Source organism: Flavobacterium sediminis (genome assembly GCF_003148385.1).
Lineage (GTDB): Bacteria > Bacteroidota > Bacteroidia > Flavobacteriales > Flavobacteriaceae > Flavobacterium > Flavobacterium sediminis.
The window spans coordinates 232,244-251,878 of sequence record NZ_CP029463.1; the positions used below are offsets into that span (position 1 = coordinate 232,244).

At 35.2% G+C, this 19,635-nt stretch carries 18 protein-coding genes and 1 pseudogene; 12 read left to right on the forward strand and 7 right to left on the reverse strand.

Translation table 11 applies throughout. The features are described from left to right. The first annotated feature begins 107 nt into the window (after positions 1–107). From purB to DI487_RS01085, 6 genes are all read left to right on the forward strand, one after another. Entirely contained in the window at positions 108–1,454 is a 1,347-nt protein-coding gene (gene purB, locus DI487_RS01060) for an adenylosuccinate lyase (RefSeq protein WP_109568007.1), read from the forward strand. A 118-nt stretch (positions 1,455–1,572) separates the two neighbouring features. Then, positions 1,573–2,340, forward strand: coding sequence for an META domain-containing protein (locus DI487_RS01065; protein WP_109568008.1), 768 nt, complete (start codon positions 1,573–1,575; stop codon positions 2,338–2,340). Positions 2,341–2,351: 11 nt separating this feature from the next. After that, a complete protein-coding gene (locus tag DI487_RS01070) occupies positions 2,352–2,834 on the forward strand; it encodes a hypothetical protein (RefSeq protein ID WP_109568009.1) in 483 nt (160 codons plus the stop codon). Positions 2,835–2,837: 3 nt separating this feature from the next. Next, positions 2,838–3,389 carry a Crp/Fnr family transcriptional regulator gene (locus tag DI487_RS01075; RefSeq protein WP_109568010.1) on the forward strand — a complete coding sequence of 184 codons (552 nt, stop codon included), beginning with the start codon at positions 2,838–2,840 and terminating at the stop codon, positions 3,387–3,389. Positions 3,390–3,494: 105 nt separating this feature from the next. After that, on the forward strand, positions 3,495–4,373 hold the full coding sequence (gene ygiD / locus DI487_RS01080; RefSeq protein ID WP_218925779.1) for a 4,5-DOPA-extradiol-dioxygenase: 879 nt from the start codon (positions 3,495–3,497) through the stop codon (positions 4,371–4,373). Positions 4,374–4,393: 20 nt separating this feature from the next. Continuing rightward, entirely contained in the window at positions 4,394–5,074 is a 681-nt protein-coding gene (locus DI487_RS01085; RefSeq protein ID WP_109568011.1) for an alpha/beta hydrolase, read from the forward strand. 18 nt (positions 5,075–5,092) lie between these two features. Here DI487_RS01085 and DI487_RS01090 read toward each other — a convergent pair whose 3' ends face one another. From DI487_RS01090 to trxA, 4 genes are all read right to left on the reverse strand, one after another. Beyond that, complete coding sequence (locus DI487_RS01090) at positions 5,093–6,712, reverse strand: acyl-CoA synthetase (RefSeq protein WP_109568012.1); 1,620 nt, start codon at positions 6,710–6,712, stop codon at positions 5,093–5,095. 279 nt (positions 6,713–6,991) lie between these two features. Further along, positions 6,992–7,207, reverse strand: coding sequence for a YgaP family membrane protein (locus DI487_RS01095; protein ID WP_109568013.1), 216 nt, complete (start codon positions 7,205–7,207; stop codon positions 6,992–6,994). A gap of 18 nt (positions 7,208–7,225) precedes the next feature. Then, positions 7,226–7,615, reverse strand: a complete 390-nt coding sequence (locus tag DI487_RS01100) for a rhodanese-like domain-containing protein (RefSeq protein ID WP_146193349.1) — start codon at positions 7,613–7,615, stop codon at positions 7,226–7,228. 27 nt (positions 7,616–7,642) lie between these two features. After that, complete coding sequence (gene trxA, locus DI487_RS01105; RefSeq protein ID WP_109568014.1) at positions 7,643–7,945, reverse strand: thioredoxin; 303 nt, start codon at positions 7,943–7,945, stop codon at positions 7,643–7,645. Positions 7,946–8,109: 164 nt separating this feature from the next. Between trxA and hemN the strand changes: the two genes are divergently transcribed. Together hemN and DI487_RS01115 are read left to right on the forward strand one after the other, a co-directional pair. Then, on the forward strand, positions 8,110–9,474 hold the full coding sequence (gene hemN / locus DI487_RS01110) for an oxygen-independent coproporphyrinogen III oxidase (RefSeq protein WP_109568015.1): 1,365 nt from the start codon (positions 8,110–8,112) through the stop codon (positions 9,472–9,474). Positions 9,475–9,559: 85 nt separating this feature from the next. Beyond that, the gene (locus tag DI487_RS01115) at positions 9,560–10,912 is read left to right on the forward strand and encodes a DEAD/DEAH box helicase (protein WP_109568016.1); all 1,353 of its coding nucleotides are present in this window, start codon (positions 9,560–9,562) and stop codon (positions 10,910–10,912) included. 34 nt (positions 10,913–10,946) lie between these two features. Here DI487_RS01115 and DI487_RS01120 read toward each other — a convergent pair whose 3' ends face one another. After that, positions 10,947–12,053 (reverse strand): lactonase family protein, encoded by a 1,107-nt coding sequence (locus DI487_RS01120; RefSeq protein ID WP_109568017.1) that lies wholly within the window; start codon positions 12,051–12,053, stop codon positions 10,947–10,949. 113 nt (positions 12,054–12,166) lie between these two features. On the opposite strand from DI487_RS01120, the gene DI487_RS01125 reads away from it, so the two are divergent. Then, positions 12,167–12,739 (forward strand): pentapeptide repeat-containing protein, encoded by a 573-nt coding sequence (locus DI487_RS01125; protein ID WP_109568018.1) that lies wholly within the window; start codon positions 12,167–12,169, stop codon positions 12,737–12,739. Positions 12,740–12,749: 10 nt separating this feature from the next. Beyond that, entirely contained in the window at positions 12,750–13,376 is a 627-nt protein-coding gene (locus tag DI487_RS01130; protein ID WP_109568019.1) for a chloramphenicol acetyltransferase, read from the forward strand. Positions 13,377–13,440: 64 nt separating this feature from the next. Here DI487_RS01130 and DI487_RS01135 read toward each other — a convergent pair whose 3' ends face one another. Continuing rightward, positions 13,441–16,068, reverse strand: a complete 2,628-nt coding sequence (locus DI487_RS01135; protein WP_170108153.1) for a valine--tRNA ligase — start codon at positions 16,066–16,068, stop codon at positions 13,441–13,443. A 312-nt stretch (positions 16,069–16,380) separates the two neighbouring features. Here DI487_RS01135 and DI487_RS01140 point away from each other — a divergent pair, with 312 nt between their 5' ends. After that, positions 16,381–16,773, forward strand: coding sequence for a DUF1573 domain-containing protein (locus DI487_RS01140; RefSeq protein WP_109570565.1), 393 nt, complete (start codon positions 16,381–16,383; stop codon positions 16,771–16,773). A 30-nt stretch (positions 16,774–16,803) separates the two neighbouring features. On the opposite strand, the gene DI487_RS01145 is transcribed toward DI487_RS01140, so the two are convergent. Beyond that, a complete protein-coding gene (locus DI487_RS01145) occupies positions 16,804–18,135 on the reverse strand; it encodes a PDZ domain-containing protein (RefSeq protein WP_109568020.1) in 1,332 nt (443 codons plus the stop codon). Between the two features lie 224 nt (positions 18,136–18,359). On the opposite strand from DI487_RS01145, the pseudogene DI487_RS01150 reads away from it, so the two are divergent. After that, a pseudogene (locus DI487_RS01150) lies at positions 18,360–19,549 on the forward strand (pyridoxal phosphate-dependent aminotransferase). The last annotated feature ends 86 nt before the right edge of the window (positions 19,550–19,635 follow it).

The window sequence follows — 19,635 nt, forward strand, 5'->3', positions numbered from 1 at the left end:
GAGTTTTGACTCCGTCTCAAAAAACAAAAAAACTAATAACTAATTATGAATTAGTTACCACTAATTATTAAATTTGCATTTCTTTTAAAAAATTAAACAACACAACCATGCAACAACTAACAGAACTGAATGCTATTTCACCGGTAGATGGCCGTTACAGGAGTAAAACACAAGGTTTAGCACCTTATTTTTCCGAAGAGGCTTTAATAAAATACCGCGTTTTAGTTGAAGTTGAATATTTTATTTCACTTTGTGAAATTCCTTTACCGCAACTAGCCGATTTTGACAAAAAACTTTTTGTTGAGTTGCGTAAAATGTACCAAGATTTCAGTACTGAAGATGCCTTATGGATCAAAAACACAGAAAAAACTACCAACCATGATGTTAAAGCGGTTGAGTATTTTATCAAAAATAAATTTGACCAATTAGGATTAGAAGCTTATAAAGAGTTTATCCATTTCGGATTGACTTCCCAGGATATCAACAATACAGCTATTCCGCTTTCTACAAAAGAAGCTTTTGAAAATGTATATATGCCAACGCTTATTTCGGTTCTTCAAAAGTTAAAAGAACTATGTGTGGAATGGCAAGGCGTTCCTATGCTAGCCCGTACTCACGGACAACCTGCTTCCCCTACCCGATTAGGGAAGGAGATATTAGTTTTTGTAGAGCGAATTGAAGAGCAAATGCGTTTGTTGTTCAACGTTCCGTTTGCTGCCAAATTCGGAGGTGCTACCGGAAACTACAATGCCCATAAAATTGCATATCCGACTATCGACTGGAAAGAATTCGGAACTAAGTTTGTGGAAGAAAGTTTAGGTTTACACCATTCATTCCCAACAACGCAAATTGAGCACTACGATCATTTTGCTGCTTTCTTTGATGCTCTTAAACGCATCAATACAATCATCATTGATCTGGATCGTGATATCTGGACTTATGTTTCTATGGATTATTTCAAGCAAAAAATAAAAGCCGGAGAAGTAGGTTCAAGTGCGATGCCGCATAAAGTAAACCCAATTGACTTTGAAAACAGTGAAGGAAATTTGGGAATTGCAAATGCTATTTTTGAACACTTATCAGCTAAGCTACCGGTTTCCCGTTTACAACGCGATTTAACGGATAGTACTGTTTTACGAAATGTAGGCGTTCCGTTCGGACACACGATCATTGCTTTCGAAGCGACCTTAAAAGGCTTGAGTAAATTATTGTTGAACGAAAACAAATTAGCCGAAGATTTAGAAAGAAACTGGGCTGTTGTAGCAGAAGCCATTCAAACCATTTTAAGACGCGAAGGCTATCCGAACCCTTACGAAGCTTTGAAAGATTTAACGAGAACCAATAGTGCGATCAATAAGGAATCCATTCAGGCTTTTATAGAAACTTTAAATGTTTCTGATGCTATCAAAAAGGAACTGAAACAAATTACACCAAGTAATTATTTGGGGATTTAGATCTCATCAAAATATATTCAAATTAAAAATCCCGTCGAAAAGGCGGGATTTTTTTTAATCTTCAGCTTTTGCCCGAACCAATGCTTTTAATTATCTTTAAAACATAAATTCACATACAATGAAAAAAATAAGTGTTCTATTCTTTTTTATACTTTTTCTTTCCTGCAAAAGTTCTAAAGACACAAATCTTTCTGCTCAAGAAAACCTTAGTAAAGCCCAGACAACACCGGAAAATATGGAATTTATGACTGATTATTTTTCAGGAAACGGGACAGAGCCTTTCTGGAGCATACGCTTTTCTACAAAGAACATCTTATTTCTGTCGCTCAGCGATACTATTGCAATTCCGTACACAGCACCTAAAGTATCTAAAAATACTTCTATTTATTCCTTTAAAGATAAAATGCTCTCTTTTAAAGTGACACTAACAGATGAAAACTGTGTCAACCAAATGTCCGGAAAAGAGTATCCGAACTCAGTAACAATTGAATATCAGAAAAACGGAGAACCGAAACAATCTTTAAACGGTTGTGGTCGTTATATCATAGATTACAAACTTTTAGGTACCTGGAAACTTCAAAAGATGAACGATCAAATACTTACGGAAGCTGACTTTGATAACTTCCCGCAACTGGAAATTAAAAACGATGAGAATTACTTTTACGGCAGTACCGGTTGCAACAGAATGAACGGAGCTATGCTGTATGAAAATGAAAAATTATCTTTTAAAAATATCATTACTACTCGCAAAATGTGTCTGAAAAGTGCAGAAAATGAAACTACTTTCTTAACTTTATTACAGCAAGTAGACGAATATTCTATTTCAGATGCTACTTTGAATTTAAAATCAAACGGAAAAACAATTCTAAGTTTTACTAAGTCTTAAAAATATACATTATGAAAAAAGTCCTTTTTTTAGCAGCTATCGGGTTGTTTGGGGTAAGTTGTAAAAAAACAGAAGAAAAACCGGCAACGGAACATGAAACTCCGACAGCTCCTGAACAAGTTGTTCAAACGGAAGAAGAAAAACCGCTTTTAGCAGCCGGATGTTATATCTATGAAGTAAATGACGAGAATATCACACTAAAAATTGACGCTGTAGGCAAAAGCGTTTCCGGAGAATTAAGCTACTTGTTAGCTGAAAAAGACTATAATTCAGGTACATTCGAAGGAACACTTCATGGTGATACTTTAATCGGGATCTACGATTACCATTCCGAAGGCGGCATGGGCGCACGCGAAATTGCATTTATTATAAGAGACAATCAATTAATTGAAGGCTATGGCGAATTAAATGATGAGGGAACAGCTTTTAAAGACAAATCCCAAATCCATTTTACCTCAACCATGCCTCTGAAAAAAGCAAATTGCTCTGAATAAAATATGCATCCGAAACTACGACAAGATATAGAACGCAAAATCAATTCATCCTTAACGGATGAAGATTTTGCACTTTTTCTTGATTTTCTGAAACCGGTCTATTTTTCCAAAAAAGAGACTGTTTTAGAAGTAGATCACTTCTGTTCTACTATTTATTATATTGAAAAAGGTCTTCTTATCTCCTATTTAACTGATGAAAAAGGTGAAAAACACGCCGTTCAGTTTGCCTTTGAAAATCACTGGATTTCAGATCTGTACAGTTTTTTCAGCCACCAGCCTTCTATTATTAGTATTGAAGCATTAGAAGACACTACAGCTTTAGCTATTTCTCAGGAAAACTTTGAATTGGCTATGCAAAAATTACCGCAATTTGAGCGTTTCTTCCGCATTCTTATTCAAAATGCCTATATCCATTCCCAACAGCGAATTGCGAAAACTTTTACCGATGATGCTGAACAGCGTTATAAAGATTTAATCGGTACCAATCCTGATTTTCTACAACGGGTTCCGCAATACCTTATCGCTTCCTTTTTGGGATTAAACCGCAATCATTGAGTCGCATTCGCCAGAACATGCACAAAAAATAATTTCCTTTCTTAACCTATGTGAACGAAATACAATCCTGAAAATCTGAAATTTGCTTTGTAAATTGAGAGAATCATGGATCGAAAGGAATTTTTAAAACTCATGGCAATAAGTCCTGTAATGGCAACAGGCTTTAACCTGACCGAATTTGAAAAGATAAGTGCTACTTTTCCAAAATCAAAGAAAATGCCGATGTTATTTTTAGGACATGGACATCCTATGAATGCTGTATTTGATAATACATTTACACGAACACTACAACAATTGGGAACCCAAATAGAACGCCCCAATGCCATCATGATGATCTCTGCCCACTGGGAAACCCGCGGAACTTATGTTTCTGTTAACCCAACACCTCGAACTATCTATGATTTCGGTGGTTTTGACGAACGCCTGAGCCAAATAAAATACGAGCCTAAAGGACATCCGATACTAGCCAGAGAAGTCAGCGAAATGGCGTCTCAATTTCAGATTATTGAAGATCATTCTATGGGATTGGATCACGGTGCCTGGACAGTTCTGAAATATATTTTTCCTAAAGCCGATATTCCGGTATTCCAATTGAGCTTAGATTATACCCAACCTTCAGCTTATCACTTTCAACTGGCACAAGCCCTGAAACGAATCCGAGAAAGAGGTGTTATGGTTATAGGTAGCGGTAATATTGTCCATAACTTAAATAAAGTAAATTGGTTTAATATTGATGCCAAACCAACCGATTGGGCGGTAGAATTTGACGAATTGGTAAAACAAAAGATCAACCAATACGATTTTAATACGTTGGTCGATTACAAAAAATTAGGGAGCATTGCTGCACTTTCCATACCTACAAACGACCATTATTTGCCTATGCTTTATGTTCTGGCTATGACAGAAAAGAATGAAGCTGTTAAATATATCTATGAAGGATACCAATATGCCAGTCTGAGCATGAGGTGTTTTCAGGTTTATTAAATAATTTTAAAACTATTATCATGAGTTCAACATCACAATATAATTATGCTAAAGGCGATACAATGCTTTTGCATTATTTGGTCAGAGAACCTAAAATTCAAACTGAAAATCCGCCATTATTACTTCTCTTACATGGTGTGGGAAGCAATGAAAAAGATTTATTTTCCCGAGCTGATCAATTTCCTGATGAGTTTTTAGTCATTTCAGCTCGCGCTCCGTTTACTATTTCTGAAAATCATTATCGCTGGTTTGCTGTTGATTTCAGCTCAGGAAGACCTATAATTAATGCCGAAGAAGCCGAAAAAAGCCGAACAGTACTTATCCAATTCATTAACCAATTGAAAGAAAAACACTCGTTTAACAGCAACGCTATTTACTTGGGCGGTTTTAGCCAAGGTGCTATTATGTCTTTTAGTGTTGGATTGACACAACCTCAAAAATTAAAAGGAATTATTGCTTTAAGCGGTCGAATCTTAACTGAGATCAAACCGATCATTGCTTCTAAAGAAAAACTTAAAAAATTAAATGCTTTGATCATTCATGGCACAAAGGATACTACTTTACCAATCGAATACGGCAGACAAAGTAAATCCATCGTAGACAAATTAGGCATACCCAACACTTATGTGGAGTTTAATTATGCTCATACGGTAACTCCCGAAACCATACAGACCATCAATGAATGGTTAGCAAAACATTAAAATGCGCAATAGCCAAAACTATAAAGTTTTGGCTATTGCTCTTAATTCAAATTTTTGAACTTTTCCGGTAGATGTTTTTGGCAAATCCATAAAATAGAAATATTTAGGAACTTTAAAACCGGCTAATTCTTTACGGCAATGTTCCACGATCTGTTCGTTCGTTATGTTTTCTCCTTCTTTTAATTTGATAAAAGCACAAACTACTTCTCCCCATTTTTCATCCGGTTTTGCAACACAAGCCACCTCTTCTACTTCCGGTATTCTGTAAATTACACCTTCTACTTCTATCGTAGAAATATTTTCACCTCCCGAGATCACAATATCTTTAGAGCGATCTTTAATCTGTACATAACCATCAGGATACTTAACAGCCAGATCTCCGGTATGGAACCATCCTTTCTTAAATGCTTCTTCCGTAGCCGATGGATTCTTTAAATAACCTTTCATTACATTGTTTCCTTTCATCATAATCTCACCTATGGTAACACCGTCTGCCGGTACCGGTTCCATCGTTTGCGGATTTAGTACATCCAGTTCGTCTAAAAGTAAATACCGAACTCCTTGTCTTGATTTCAATTCAGCACGTTCTTCTAACGGCAGATCGTCCCATTCTTCTTTCCACTCACATATTACAGAAGGTCCATAGGTTTCTGTTAGTCCGTAAACATGTGTGATTTCGAAACCTTCTTTTTCAATATTTTCGATCACTGAAGCCGGTGGTGCTGCACCGGCAACCATTGCTTTTACTTTGTGTTCCAAAACTTTTTTATCATCAGGATGCGCATTAATCATCGTTTGTAATACAATAGGAGCCCCGCAGAAATGATCCACTTTTTCATCAGCAATTGCTTTATAAATGTCTTTTGCAATCACTTTACGCAAACAAACACTGGTAGCTGAAGCAGCAGCTAAAGCCCAGGGAAAACACCAGCCATTACAATGAAACATCGGTAGTGTCCATAAATAAACTGCTGCATTAGACATTTTCCATACCAATAGATCATTGATCGCATTTAAAGCAGCTCCCCGGTGATGGTAAACAACTCCTTTAGGGTTCCCAGTTGTCCCTGACGTATAATTAAGAGCTATGGCATCCCATTCATTTTCCGGCTTGATCCAATTAAAATCATTATCTCCGGTTTCCAAAAAAGCTTCATATTCTATTTTTCCGACAGGAAATCCTGTATTCACATGAACATCATCAATGTCTATGACATAAATAGAATGTTCAATTTGATTTAAAGCTTTAGCTATCACTTCTGAAAATTCTTTATCAACTAACAAAACTTTAGCGTCTGAATGTTGTAACATAAAAGCTAAGGTATCTGCTGATAAGCGTACATTAAGTGTATTTAAAACCGCTCCCGACATCGGTACACCAAAATGAGCTTCGTACATTGCCGGTGTGTTAGCAGCAATGATTGAAACCGTATCATTCTTATTGATTCCTATTTTAGTCAAGGCAGAAGCCAATTTCCGACATCTATCATAGGTTTCTTTCCAACTGTATTTTTTGGTACCGTAAATAACGGAAGTTTTTTCAGGGAAAATAGTAGCAGATCTCTCAATAAAAGTTAGCGGAGTGAGTTGGGTAAAGTTGGCCGGATTTTTATCCAGACCAATATCATATATATTCATTTTTGATGTTTTTTATTTATCTAAAAATAAAGAAAATTCACATCCTTTCTATGTTTAAAATGAAACTTCTCTTCCTAACTATAGTTGCTTATCGAGTAATTTTCAAGCAAAATCACTTTTTAAGCTATTTTGTTTTAGATTTCTAATAGTTTTTCGCTTATAAGTAAGAAATCTTAATCTTTTTAGAATAAAAAAACTATAATAATTTAGCAAAAAATAATACCGTAAAAAAGCCTCTACTTTCATAGAGGCTTGTTAGAATACAAAAAACAATCTAATTTATTTTTCTTCTTTTGTTTTACGGCGGGTATTAATCCCTAACAAAGGATAAGCCGGACAAAAACGAACCAACGCCGTAAGAAGCATTAAAACCCCAACTACAATGGCTATCCATTTTACTGTTCCTTCAACAATACCGGAAAGCCCTAAAAGTAAACCTACTACTCCAACAACCAGTCTTACTAACCGATCAGTGTTCCCAATATTTTTTTTCATACTATTTAGTTTTTGTGGTTACTTCACAATGGTTTTTTCAGCCGATTCCCAACTCATAATCCCTCCTTCTAAATCGGTGATATGTTTAAACCCTAATTCTTTTAATTTAGCGGCAGCCTTAGAACTTCTCCCTCCCATTTTACAATATACCATTACCGGTTTTTCTTTATCTAAAGCAGCTACTTTAGATTCAAAATCATCAGCTAAAACATTATAGTTCTTAGCATTTGGTAAATGTCCGGAGGCATACTCTTCAGGTGTTCTGACATCTAATAACTGTACATCTGCTTCAGCCATCTTAGTTTCAAAACCATCAGGCTTGACAACTTCTACACCGCTTTGTTTTTGGTTAACACAAGATGCTGCTACAAAAAGCGACATCAAAAGACCTAACATTTTTAGTTTCATGGTTGATTTTTTTATAAAGTTAATAAATTAATTCAAATGTTGTCGTATAATCCCCACTAAATCATGAGTTGCCAGTACACCGGATTGTCTCCATAACATTTTCCCGTCCCGGAACAACATGAGTGTAGGAACACCACGTACCATAAACTCTGATGCCAGATCCTGATGCTGATCTACATTTACTTTAATGATTTTTACCTCGTCTTTTATTACCGATTTTACTTCTTGCAAAATCGGAGACATCATCTTACACGGTCCGCACCAATCTGCATAAAAATCTACCAGAACTAATTGCTTTTGACCTATTATTTCGTTAAATTTTGAATTCATATACTTAAAATGTGTTTAATCTCGTTTATTTTTGCATAACAAATTTACTTCAATAAACGCACCAAATATGTAATCTTTGTTACATAGCTGCCTATATGACAATTATCATTTTTTTTTTTGATAATCTAGAGTAATTTTGTCTTTAATTAGCAATAAACTTAGCCATGCAACCTTCATTAGTGCAAAAATATAATGTACCAGGACCGAGATACACCAGCTATCCGACTGTCCCTTATTGGGAAGAAAATTCATTTTCTTATGACAAATGGATTCATGCCTGTGTAGATACTTTTAAACAAACTAATGATAAAGATGGGATCAGTTTATACATTCACCTACCTTTTTGTGAAAGTTTGTGTACTTTTTGTGGCTGTCACAAACGCATTACCAAACGTCATGAAGTGGAACATCCTTACATAGAAGCGGTCTTAAAAGAATGGGAATTGTATTGTGACCTTTTTTCCGCTAAACCTAAGATCAAAGAGATCCATCTGGGTGGCGGAACACCTACTTTCTTTTCACCTGAAAATCTGAAACAACTCATTGAAGGTATTTTAAAAGAAAGTGTAGTAGCTGATGAACATGAGTTCAGTTTTGAAGGACATCCCAACAATACCAGTAAAGAGCACTTGCAAACCTTATTTGATCTGGGATTCAGACGTGTAAGTTTTGGTGTTCAGGATTATTCTGAAAAAGTGCAGCAAGCTATCCATCGCATTCAACCTTTTCACAATGTTGCCAAAGTAACCTTTTGGGCTAAAGAAATCGGCTATACTTCTATCAGTCATGATTTGGTCTTTGGACTACCTTTTCAAACTCTGGATGATGTTCTGGACACTATAGACAAAACCAATTCACTACATCCTGATCGCTTGGCTTTTTACAGCTATGCCCATGTACCGTGGATCAAAGGAAATGGTCAAAGAGGCTTTAATGATGAAGATTTACCGAAAGATGATGAGAAAAGAGCCTTATATGAAGAAGGTAAACTTCAATTGAGTAAACACGGCTTTGCAGAGATTGGTATGGATCACTTCGCTTTAAAAAGTGACTCCATGTTTAAAGCTTTTGCCGATAGAAAACTGCATCGAAACTTTATGGGGTACACCACAACCAATACCAAACTGATGATCGGTCTGGGAGTTTCTTCTATCAGTGATAGCTGGACAGCCTTTGCTCAAAATGAAAAAGTTTTAGAAGATTATTATGCTCGTTTAGATAAAAATGAGATTCCGGTTTACAGAGGTCACATTTTAAATACGGAAGATTTAATTATTCGCCAGCACATTTTAAATATTATGTGTCATTTTGAAACTTCCTGGGCTGACCCATCTATGCAGTTTAACGAATTAGAGGATGTTTTAGCCTCTTTGGAAGAAATGCAACACGACGGACTTCTGCAACTTAAAGGGCAATCTCTGGAAGTTACTGAAAAAGGAAAGCCTTTTGTTCGTAATATTTGTATGGCCTTTGATCTGCGCTTAAAACGCAAGGCACCGCAGCGTCAATTGTTTTCTATGACTATATAATTTTCTCTGTCAAGAAGTTTCGTTATTTCTTACTTTAGGGTCATAGTCACTAAAAAACACTACTTTTGCAGAAACTATGCCGTAGATGAAGACGTTTCAAGATTTCGATTTACCTAAATCCTTACAAAAAGCCATAGACACTCTTGGCTTAACTACTCCTACTCCTATTCAGGAAAAGGCTCTCCCTGTTATCTTATCAGGACGAGATATGATGGGAATTGCTCAAACCGGAACCGGAAAGACCTTTGCCTATCTGATCCCTATTTTAAAACAGTGGAAATTTCAAACGACTGATAGCCCGCGTGTGGTAATTCTAGTACCCACTCGCGAACTAGTGGTTCAGGTTCAGGAAGAGTTAGAAAAACTGGTTCAATTTATGTCGGTTCGAGTTGCAGGGGTCTTTGGTGGGGTTAACATCAATACACAAAGAAAAGCAGTTGCTGAAGGAGTCGACATTTTAGTAGGTACTCCCGGACGTACAATGGATTTAGCCTTAGACGGCGTGCTTCGTTTTGATGCTTTACAAAAATTGGTGATTGATGAGTTTGACGAGATTTTGAATTTAGGATTTCGCTTCCAGATCACTTCAATCCTGACGATGATGAAAGATAAAAAGCAAAATATCTTATTCTCGGCCACTATGACTGAAGAAGTCGATGAAATACTGGATGAATATTTTGATTTTCCGGAAGAAGTTTCTTTAGCACCTAGCGGAACTCCTTTAGAAAAGATAGAGCAATTTGTTTACCATGTTCCCAACTTTCTGACAAAAGTAAATTTATTGAAAGATTTACTGGTCCGCAATGACAATATGGAACGTATCCTTGTTTTTGTGAACAATAAAAAATTGGTCGACACTACTTTTGATCTATTGGACGAAGACTTTGCCGGACAATTTGGTGTGATCCATTCTAATAAATCACAAAACTATCGGTTAAATACTATGGCTTCTTTTCAGCGGGGCGAATTACGAGGCTTAATCACTACAGACATTATGGCTCGTGGATTAGATATTTCTGATATTACTCACGTTATCAATTTACAATTCTCAGAAGTTCCGGAACAATACATTCACCGAATCGGTAGAACTGGTCGTGCTGATAAAGAAGGAACGGCTATCAGTATGGTAAGTCCGCAAGAAGAAGAAATTCTGATTGAAGCGGAACTTTTAATGGAAAAAGAGCTTAAGGCAATGGATCTACCGGATTACATTGAAATCTCTGAAAAGAAATTAGATTTTGAAAAAGATCGTCGCAAATTCAAAACCATTGGAAAACCAATTAAAAGAGAAGAAAAAGGCGATGCTTTTCACGAAAAGAAAGATAAAAATAAAAAAGTGAATCTGGGAGGTCCCGGAAAAAGAACACCGAGAAAAACAGCTCCGAGAAACCGTGCCGTTGAAGCTAAAAGAGCTGCCAAACGCAAAAAAGGAAAATAATATAAAAAAAAACGTCGCATTAAGCGACGTTTTTTTATTCTACTTTGTCAAATACCAAACAAACCGGTTGGCACAAATCTATTCTCTTTCCGGTATCGGTCAATGTTCCGTTTTTAGTATTCCGACTGTAAATCACTATATTATTTGTATTTTGATTGGCTACCAAAACGTACGCATCATCAGGACTCAAAGTAAAATTGCGCGGTGCGCTTCCTTGTGTGCTGATCTGCTGGATCATGTTCAATGTTCCATTACCAGAAACTTTAAATACCGAAATGGTATTAGCATCGCCACGATTGGTTACATACAGAAATTTTCCATCCTGACTCATGTGAATATCGGCTGCGCCATTTATTCCATTAAACAAATTAGGAGCAACAGTAGTTTCCTGAATCAGATGTAACTGGTTTTTTTTCCATTCTAAAACTGACAAAGTTCCGTCTAATTCCTGTAATACATATACAAAATTACCTTTAGGGCTAAAAACCAAATGTCTTGGGCCACTTCCTTTTTTTAAATTTATTTCATCCTTTAAAAGCAACGTCTGAGTGCCACCATTTGCATGGTAATGATAAATATAAATCTTATCGCTCCCCAAATCATTGGCAAATACATATTGATGATCGGGACTAAAATAGACCATGTGCAAATGGGAAGCTTCCTGACGTTTTTCATTGGGTCCGGAACCTTTGTGCTCTATTACCTGAACGGCATCCGCTAAACTTCCGTCAGGCTTTTTAGGAAACACACTAATCGTTCCGCCTGTATAATTAGCTGAGATCACATTTTTATCATCATTAATGATATAGCAAGGATCAGCTCCTTTACTATCTACTTTGTTCATCAAATTAAGTAGCCCTGTCTGAGGATCGTAACGAAAAGCACTAAGTGTACTTTCATTTCCGTTTTCGTTAACAGAATACAAATGCTCCTTCTCCGAATCAAGAGCAAAATAACTTGGATTCATGACCTTATCAGTATGTGATTTCAATTGGTATTCCAAAGTCTGTAAATTAAAATCATAGACATAAATTCCTTCACTAAAGCAAGCATTGGTATACGTTCCGACGATCAGATTATAATGTTCCTGTGCCGTTGAAGCCATGAAAAGGAATAAGCTGATAATTGTAAATTGTTTCATTGTATTGGGTTTGGAACGCAAAAATACTTTTTAAAGTGCTGCAAAAAAACATATTTCCAAAGGTTCTGCTGCAAAATGATTATTTTTGGTTCTTATACTAACCGAAATACAACATGAACTCCGATTTTATTCACGATCAGAAATACCAAAACAAAAATTTTAATGAAAACGACATTAAATTCAAAGAATTTGAAAATTGTACTTTTGATCATTGCGATTTTACACAATGTATTTTTTTAAGTGTTGTCTTTGTGGATTGTACTTTTCTGCATTGTAACTTCAATGATACTAAGATCAACTATGTTTCATTGCGTGGTGTAGAATTTGATGATTGTAATTTTACGAATGTCAATTTTGCGATGACCGACCAAGTAATCTACTATTTCAATTTTACCAATTGCCGATTGGATTTTACTAAATTTTATGGTCTAAAACTTAAGAAAATGCACTTTACAGGATGCAGTTTGGTTTCTGCTGATTTTATGGAAAGTGATCTATCAGAAACGGTTTTTGATAACTGTGATTTAAGACGTACTGTTTTTTACCAAACTAATCTTTCGAAAGCTGATTTCACGACCAGCTATAATTTTTCTATTGATCCGGAGCAAAATAAAATGAAAAGAGCTAAATTTTCTGTAGAAGGGCTAAAAGGTTTATTGGAAAAGTATGATTTAGTAATTTCTTAATCAAAGTAAAATGAAAGAGATTGATATTGAAAAATGGAACCGTAAAGAGCATTTTGAATTTTTCTCAAAAATGGTCAGTCCTTATTTTGGTGTAACTACAGAAGTAAATTGTACAAAGGCTTTTCAAAAAGCAAAAGACAATAGTATTTCTTTTTTTGCTTATTATATGCATCAGTCTATAAAAGCGGTTAATGAAATTCCGGAATTCAAATTACGAATTATTGATGATAAAGTTTTTGAATTAGACACCATTCATGTCGGAACTACAATTGGGAGAAAAGACGGAACATTCGCTTTTACGTTTGTAAATTACAGTGATAATTTTGAATCTTTTAATACAAATTTACAAGAAGAAATCGATGCAGTACAAAATTCAAGCGGATTGCGCTTAAATGGTGAAGACAGGAAAATCAATTTAGTTCGTTACTCTACTTTGCCTTGGGTTTCATTTAGCGCTATATTACATCCTACTAATCTTAACTCTAAAGAATCTGTACCCAAAATTACTTTCGGAAAGCTTTCGGAACGAAACCATGAAAAGTTTTTACCTATTTCTATTGAAGCACATCACGGACTGATGGATGGATTCCATATTGCACAATATCTGGAGAAATTCCAACATTTCCTGAATTCATAAAACCATAAAAAAATCCCAATTCTATGAATTGGGATTTTAAATCAAATATTCTGAAATACAATTATTATTTCAAACTGGCTAAACTTTGCTCAATAGTCGCAATTTTAGCTAAAGCATCTGCCTCTTTTTTACGCTCCGTTTCAATTACTTTCTCCGGAGCTCCGTTAACAAATTTTTCATTTGACAACTTTCCTTGAACCGAACGTAAAAAGCCTTGTGTATATTTTAGTTCTTCTTGCAGCTTAGCTATTTCAGCTTCAACATCAATGCTTCCTGAAATAGGAATAAAATATTCATTTGATTTTACGCGATAAGTCAATGCTCCTTCTACTTGTTCCGTTACATATTCTAAACTTTCTACATTGCCAAGTTTTAAAATAATAGCATCAAAAGTAATTGGCATTTTTTCGTTGTTGATTACTTTCAGATCAATAACTTCCTTGAATGAAATATTTTTTTCCTTTCGGATTGTTCGGATTCCTGCAATTACTTCAGCAGCAAAATCAAATTGATCCACTAAATCTGCATTAGCTTCTTTTACTTCCGGCCATTTTGCAACAATCAAAGCATCTTCCGGTCTTCTCTCTGTAATATGTTGCCAGATTTCCTCTGTTAAGAACGGCATAAACGGATGCAATAACTTCAGATTAGCCTCTAACATCTCAATAGCTTTGTCAAATGTTGCACGGTCAATCGGTTGTTGGTATCCCGGTTTAATCATTTCCAGAAACCAAGAACAGAAATCATCCCAAACCAGTTTATAAATTGCCATCAACGCATCTGACAACCGATATTTTTCAAAATTATCTTCAATTTCGATCAATGTCTTTTGCAACTTCGCTTCGTACCAGTTAATGGCAACTTTTGAAGCTTCCGGTTGAGGAATATCTGCAACCTCCCATCCTTTGATCAGACGAAAAGCATTCCAGATCTTATTTGCAAAGGCTTTACCGTTATTACATAGTTCTTCGTCAAACATGATATCGTTTCCGGCAGAAGCACTTAACAATAAGCCTACACGAACACCATCAGCACCGAATTTATCGATCAAATCTAACGGATCCGGTGAGTTTCCTAATGATTTTGACATTTTTCTGCGTTGCTTGTCGCGAACCAATCCTGTTAAATATACATTTGAAAATGGCTTTTTACCTGTATATTCGTATCCGGCAATAATCATACGAGCTACCCAGAAGAATAAAATATCCGGTCCGGTAACCAAGTCATTTGTCGGATAATAGTATTTGAAATCTTCATTTTCAGGATCTAATACGCCTCCGAAAACAGCCATAGGCCATAACCATGATGAGAACCAAGTATCCAATGCATCAACATCTTGTTTTAAATCCGCAACTGTTAAAGCGGTATTTTCGGTTTTGCTTTTAGCTAACTCTAAAGCTTGTTCTTTGGTCTCGGCTACTACAAAATCTTCTTTTCCTTCACCATAATAGTACGCCGGAATTTGTTGTCCCCACCACAATTGACGGGAAATATTCCAATCCCGGATGTTTTCCATCCAGTGGCGATAGGTATTATTAAAACGAGAAGGATATAATTTTACTTCTTCAGTTTCTAAAACTGCTTTGATGGCAGGTTTTACCAATTCTTCCATTTTCAGGAACCACTGGTCTGATAATCTCGGTTCAATAACTGCTTTTGTGCGTTCTGAAGTTCCAACTTTATTTAGATGGTCTTCAACTTTTACCAAGGCACCTATATTTTCCAGTTCTTTGGCTATTTCTTCGCGAACTACAAAGCGGTCTTTTCCTTGGTAATGCAATCCGAAACTATTTAAAGTAGCATCCTCATTAAAAATATCGATGATCTCTAAATTATGGCGTTCTCCTAATTCTTTATCATTTACATCATGAGCGGGAGTTACTTTTAAACAACCGGTTCCGAATTCCATATCAACATACTCGTCAAAAATGATCGGAATTACACGATTGCAAATAGGAACAATTGCCTTTTTACCTTTTAAATGCGTATAACGTTCATCATCCGGATGGATACAAATAGCAGTATCTCCTAAAATAGTTTCAGGACGAGTGGTTGCAATTGTAACATATTCTTCTGTCCCTTCAATTTTATAACGCAAATGATACAATTTTCCCTGACGCTCTTCATAGATCACTTCTTCATCAGATAATGTCGTTTTTGCTTCCGGATCCCAATTTACCATACGGTAACCGCGATAAATATATCCTTTGTTATATAAGTCTACAAACGATTTGATAACTGAAGCTGTCATATCGTCATCCATAGTAAACTTAGTTCGTTCCCAATCGCATGAACAACCTAGTTTTTTAAGTTGTTCTAAAATGATTCCGCCATGTTTGTCAGTCCATTCCCAAGCATGTTTCAAAAATTCCTCTCGTGTTAAGTCGGCTTTATTAATGCCTTCATTTTTCAATTTAGCAACAACTTTTGCTTCGGTCGCAATTGAAGCGTGATCGGTTCCCGGAACCCAACAAGCGTTAAGTCCTTTTAAACGAGCACGGCGGATCAACACGTCTTGAATAGTATTATTCAGCATATGCCCCATATGTAACACTCCGGTTACATTAGGTGGCGGAATTACAATAGTATAAGGAGTTCTGTGGTCAGGCGTTGAATGGAAATAATTATTCTTCATCCAATAGTCGTACCATTTTTGTTCTACATCTTTAGGATTAAATTGTGCAGGAATCATACGTTTATGATATATTTTAAGTATTGATTTTTAATAATTTACAAATTCATTATGATAATTTCTCTTTCCGAGAACTAAGTTTCTTTCAAGTTTAAGATCCATTAAAATACTATCGGAAAGGTCAACTGACACCAAAATCAGACTCGTTCCTTAACAAGGATCGGTTTAAAAGGATTATATAAAATTGAATTTTGGTACACTTTTTGTAATTTTTATGCAAAAGTAAGGATATATGGTAAAATAAAAAAGAGGATTTATTGGTTCTTTAAGTTTATTCGCTTATTTTTACCATAACCTATTAATTTTATTATGATGAAAAAACTACTTGGACTTATTGTTCTATTTCTACTAAGTATCAATGTATTTGCACAAGAAGGTGCTAAGATTGAATTTAAGACGGAAACCATTAACTACGGAGAAGTAGTTAAAGGGGAAGACAGCGGTGTACGAGAATTTGTTTTTACAAATACAGGTGATGCTCCCTTAGTTATTAAAAAAGTAAATTCAAGTTGCGGATGTACTGTCGCAGAAAAACCAGACGCTCCTATTATGCCAGGTAAATCAGATAAGATTGTAGTGAAATACAATATGAATCCGGGACCGATCAGTAAAACGGTTACAGTGGAGACCAATGCAGTAAACAAGCCTAACGGCGTAATTCCGCTAAGAATTAAAGGAACTGTCATCGTTAAAAAAGATAAATAAATTAGTAAAAAGCCCCGAATGGGGCTTTTTTTATAATACTTTTTCAAGTCGGAACTCAAATTTTAAATTTTCTCCGTCACGCTCAACTTCAATTTTTATGTTCTTCCCCTCTTGAGACTGAAAAATCTCTGTTATTTTTTGAATAGACAAATGTTGTGCGCTCCTTCCGTTAAGGCTTACTATTAAATCCCCGACTTGTAAACCAACTTTTTCTGCCGGTGAATTTTCCCTAATGGAATAAATCTCAAAAATAGGCTTGAGTTTATATGTGTAATTGTATTTACGATTAGAGTCTTCAAAAATAAATTCGTTCATATTAACCTTATTCCCGACCGAATTATCATAAACTGTTTCTTTAATCCACTGCGAACCGTTATGTTGAACTTCTATCCCTGACATATTGTAATTAAAAGCTTCGTCAAACAAACTATTTTTCTTAAAATAAAAACTTCCGGTCTCATAATTCAGAATCCAGTTAAAACGCTTTAAAATCTCGCCTCCTAAAGAACCATTCCTACCTTGAAGCCTCTCAAGGTCAGTTAATGAAACCGAATCGGGATATGAAACCAATGCCTCAGAAAACTTAAATCCTTTAATAAATAATTCATTAACTCGTGACTTCTTTCCTGTAATTTCCCCTGTCAGCCCTCTCCCTAAAATATCCTTGAAAAAACGATGGGTACATTTCAACGTATCATTCTCAAAAAGCCAAAGACCGTCTCCTAATCCGGTATCCAAAAGTAATTTGTAGTCTTTTTCATCTTCATGTTCACTTTCTTTTATTTTGATCTTAATGTAAGGTTTTCCACGTTGAACGACTACTTGTTCACGTTCGTATCTCTTAAGTCTGTTAGTTTTAAACTTCTCTTTAGGAATAACAACTATCTTTTCTCTTTGATAATCAATTTCTACCCAATATGCCGTAAAAAATTCGGAACCGATTATACCGTTTATAGGAATTCCTAATTTATCAATAAGTCCTATATTCACATCAGGAACCAAAAGTGTTTCAAAACTAGAGTTTACATAATCTCCGATTGCACATTTATTATTCCTCGATAAATAGGCTTCTATATCTTCACCTATACCTATTCCCTTAACTTTCAATTTTTGTAAATTGTAAAAAGTAATTGTATCGTTTTCAGGGAAGGTAAACAGTAAATTTTTCTCAGAACCGGTATCTAAAATCATATTCAAGGGACTTCCATTTAAAGTACATTTTAAAATGATTAAATTATGTGTATGCTCAAAAGGAATTTTATATTTCTTGTATCTTTTGTCCAACTGAAATTGCCCGAATAAACTACTATTCAGGAATACCAAGAAGAAAAAACAATAGCTTATTTTAAAATTCCCCTTCATTACTATTTAATTTTCAAAAAGATAAAAAAAACTATTTTTTTTATCAATTATTAAATTTAATCATAAAATCGTTTATAATTTAACAAAACAACACTATTTTTTTTATAAAGACTCGATTTTTATTTCATAGAATATTTTTCTTTTATATTGATAAACAAAATTTTAGAATTTGTTTTTATTGCAACTAAAAAAAATGCAATTTTGTCGAGTAAAACAAACAAGTCATGCCAAAAATATCGAACAAAGGAAAACAAATGCCGGAATCCCCTATCAGAAAGTTGGTTCCGTATGCTGAAGCTGCTAAAAAGAGAGGTCATAAAGTATATCATCTAAATATCGGGCAACCGGATATCAAGACCCTGAAGTAGCTTTAAATGCTGTAAAAGATGCAGATATCTCTGTTTTGGAGTATTCCCATTCTGCCGGATTTGAAAGTTATAGAAACAAATTATCACAATATTATAAAAACCAAGGATTACCTGTTGAATCTCAAGACATCATCATTACAACAGGTGGTTCTGAAGCTTTACTCTTTGCTTTAGGAAGTGTTTTGGATCAAGATGATGAAATTATAATTCCGGAACCTTTTTATGCTAATTATAATGGTTTCGCAACTGCTTCCGGGGTAAAAGTCGTTCCTGTAATTTCCGGGATTGAAGAAAATTTTGCTTTGCCTCCGATTGAAGCTTTTGAAAAACTAATTACTCCCAGAACTAAGGCTATTTTAATTTGCAATCCGGGAAACCCTACCGGTTACTTGTATTCGGAAGAAGAAATTCAAAAATTAGCCGACATCGTAAAAAAACACGATCTATTTTTAATAGCTGATGAAGTTTACCGTGAATTTACTTATGACGGATACAAACATTATTCTGTTATGAATGTTCCAGGCTTAGAAGAATATGCTATAATGATCGACTCTGTTTCTAAAAGATTCAGTATGTGCGGAGCTCGTATCGGTTGTATTGTTTCTAAAAACAAAGAAGTCATGGCTACAGCTATGAAATTTGCTCAAGCCCGTTTGAGTCCCCCTACTTATGCTCAAATTGCCAGTGAAGCTGCTCTTGATACACCACAAAGTTATTTTGATGAAGTTATCACAGAATATAAGGGCCGTAGAGATACTTTAATTAGTGAATTAAATAAAATACCGGGGGTAAAAGTAGCTGTTCCTAAAGGAGCATTTTACTGCATTGCTAAATTACCTGTTAAAAACGCAGATAACTTTGCTCAATGGTTACTGGAGAATTATGACTTAAATGGTGAAACTGTCATGGTAGCACCAGCAGCAGGATTTTATTCAACTCCGGGAGTTGGTCTGGATGAAGTTCGCATTGCTTATGTATTAAACAAAGAAGATCTAGTAAAATCAGTTCATATCTTAAAAGAAGCTTTGGCTGTATATCCAAACTAATTTTTTCCAAAAAAACATACTATAATATTTATTAGTTTAAAATAAAAAAACCGCTTAATAGCGGTTTTTTTATTTTTCTAATTTTA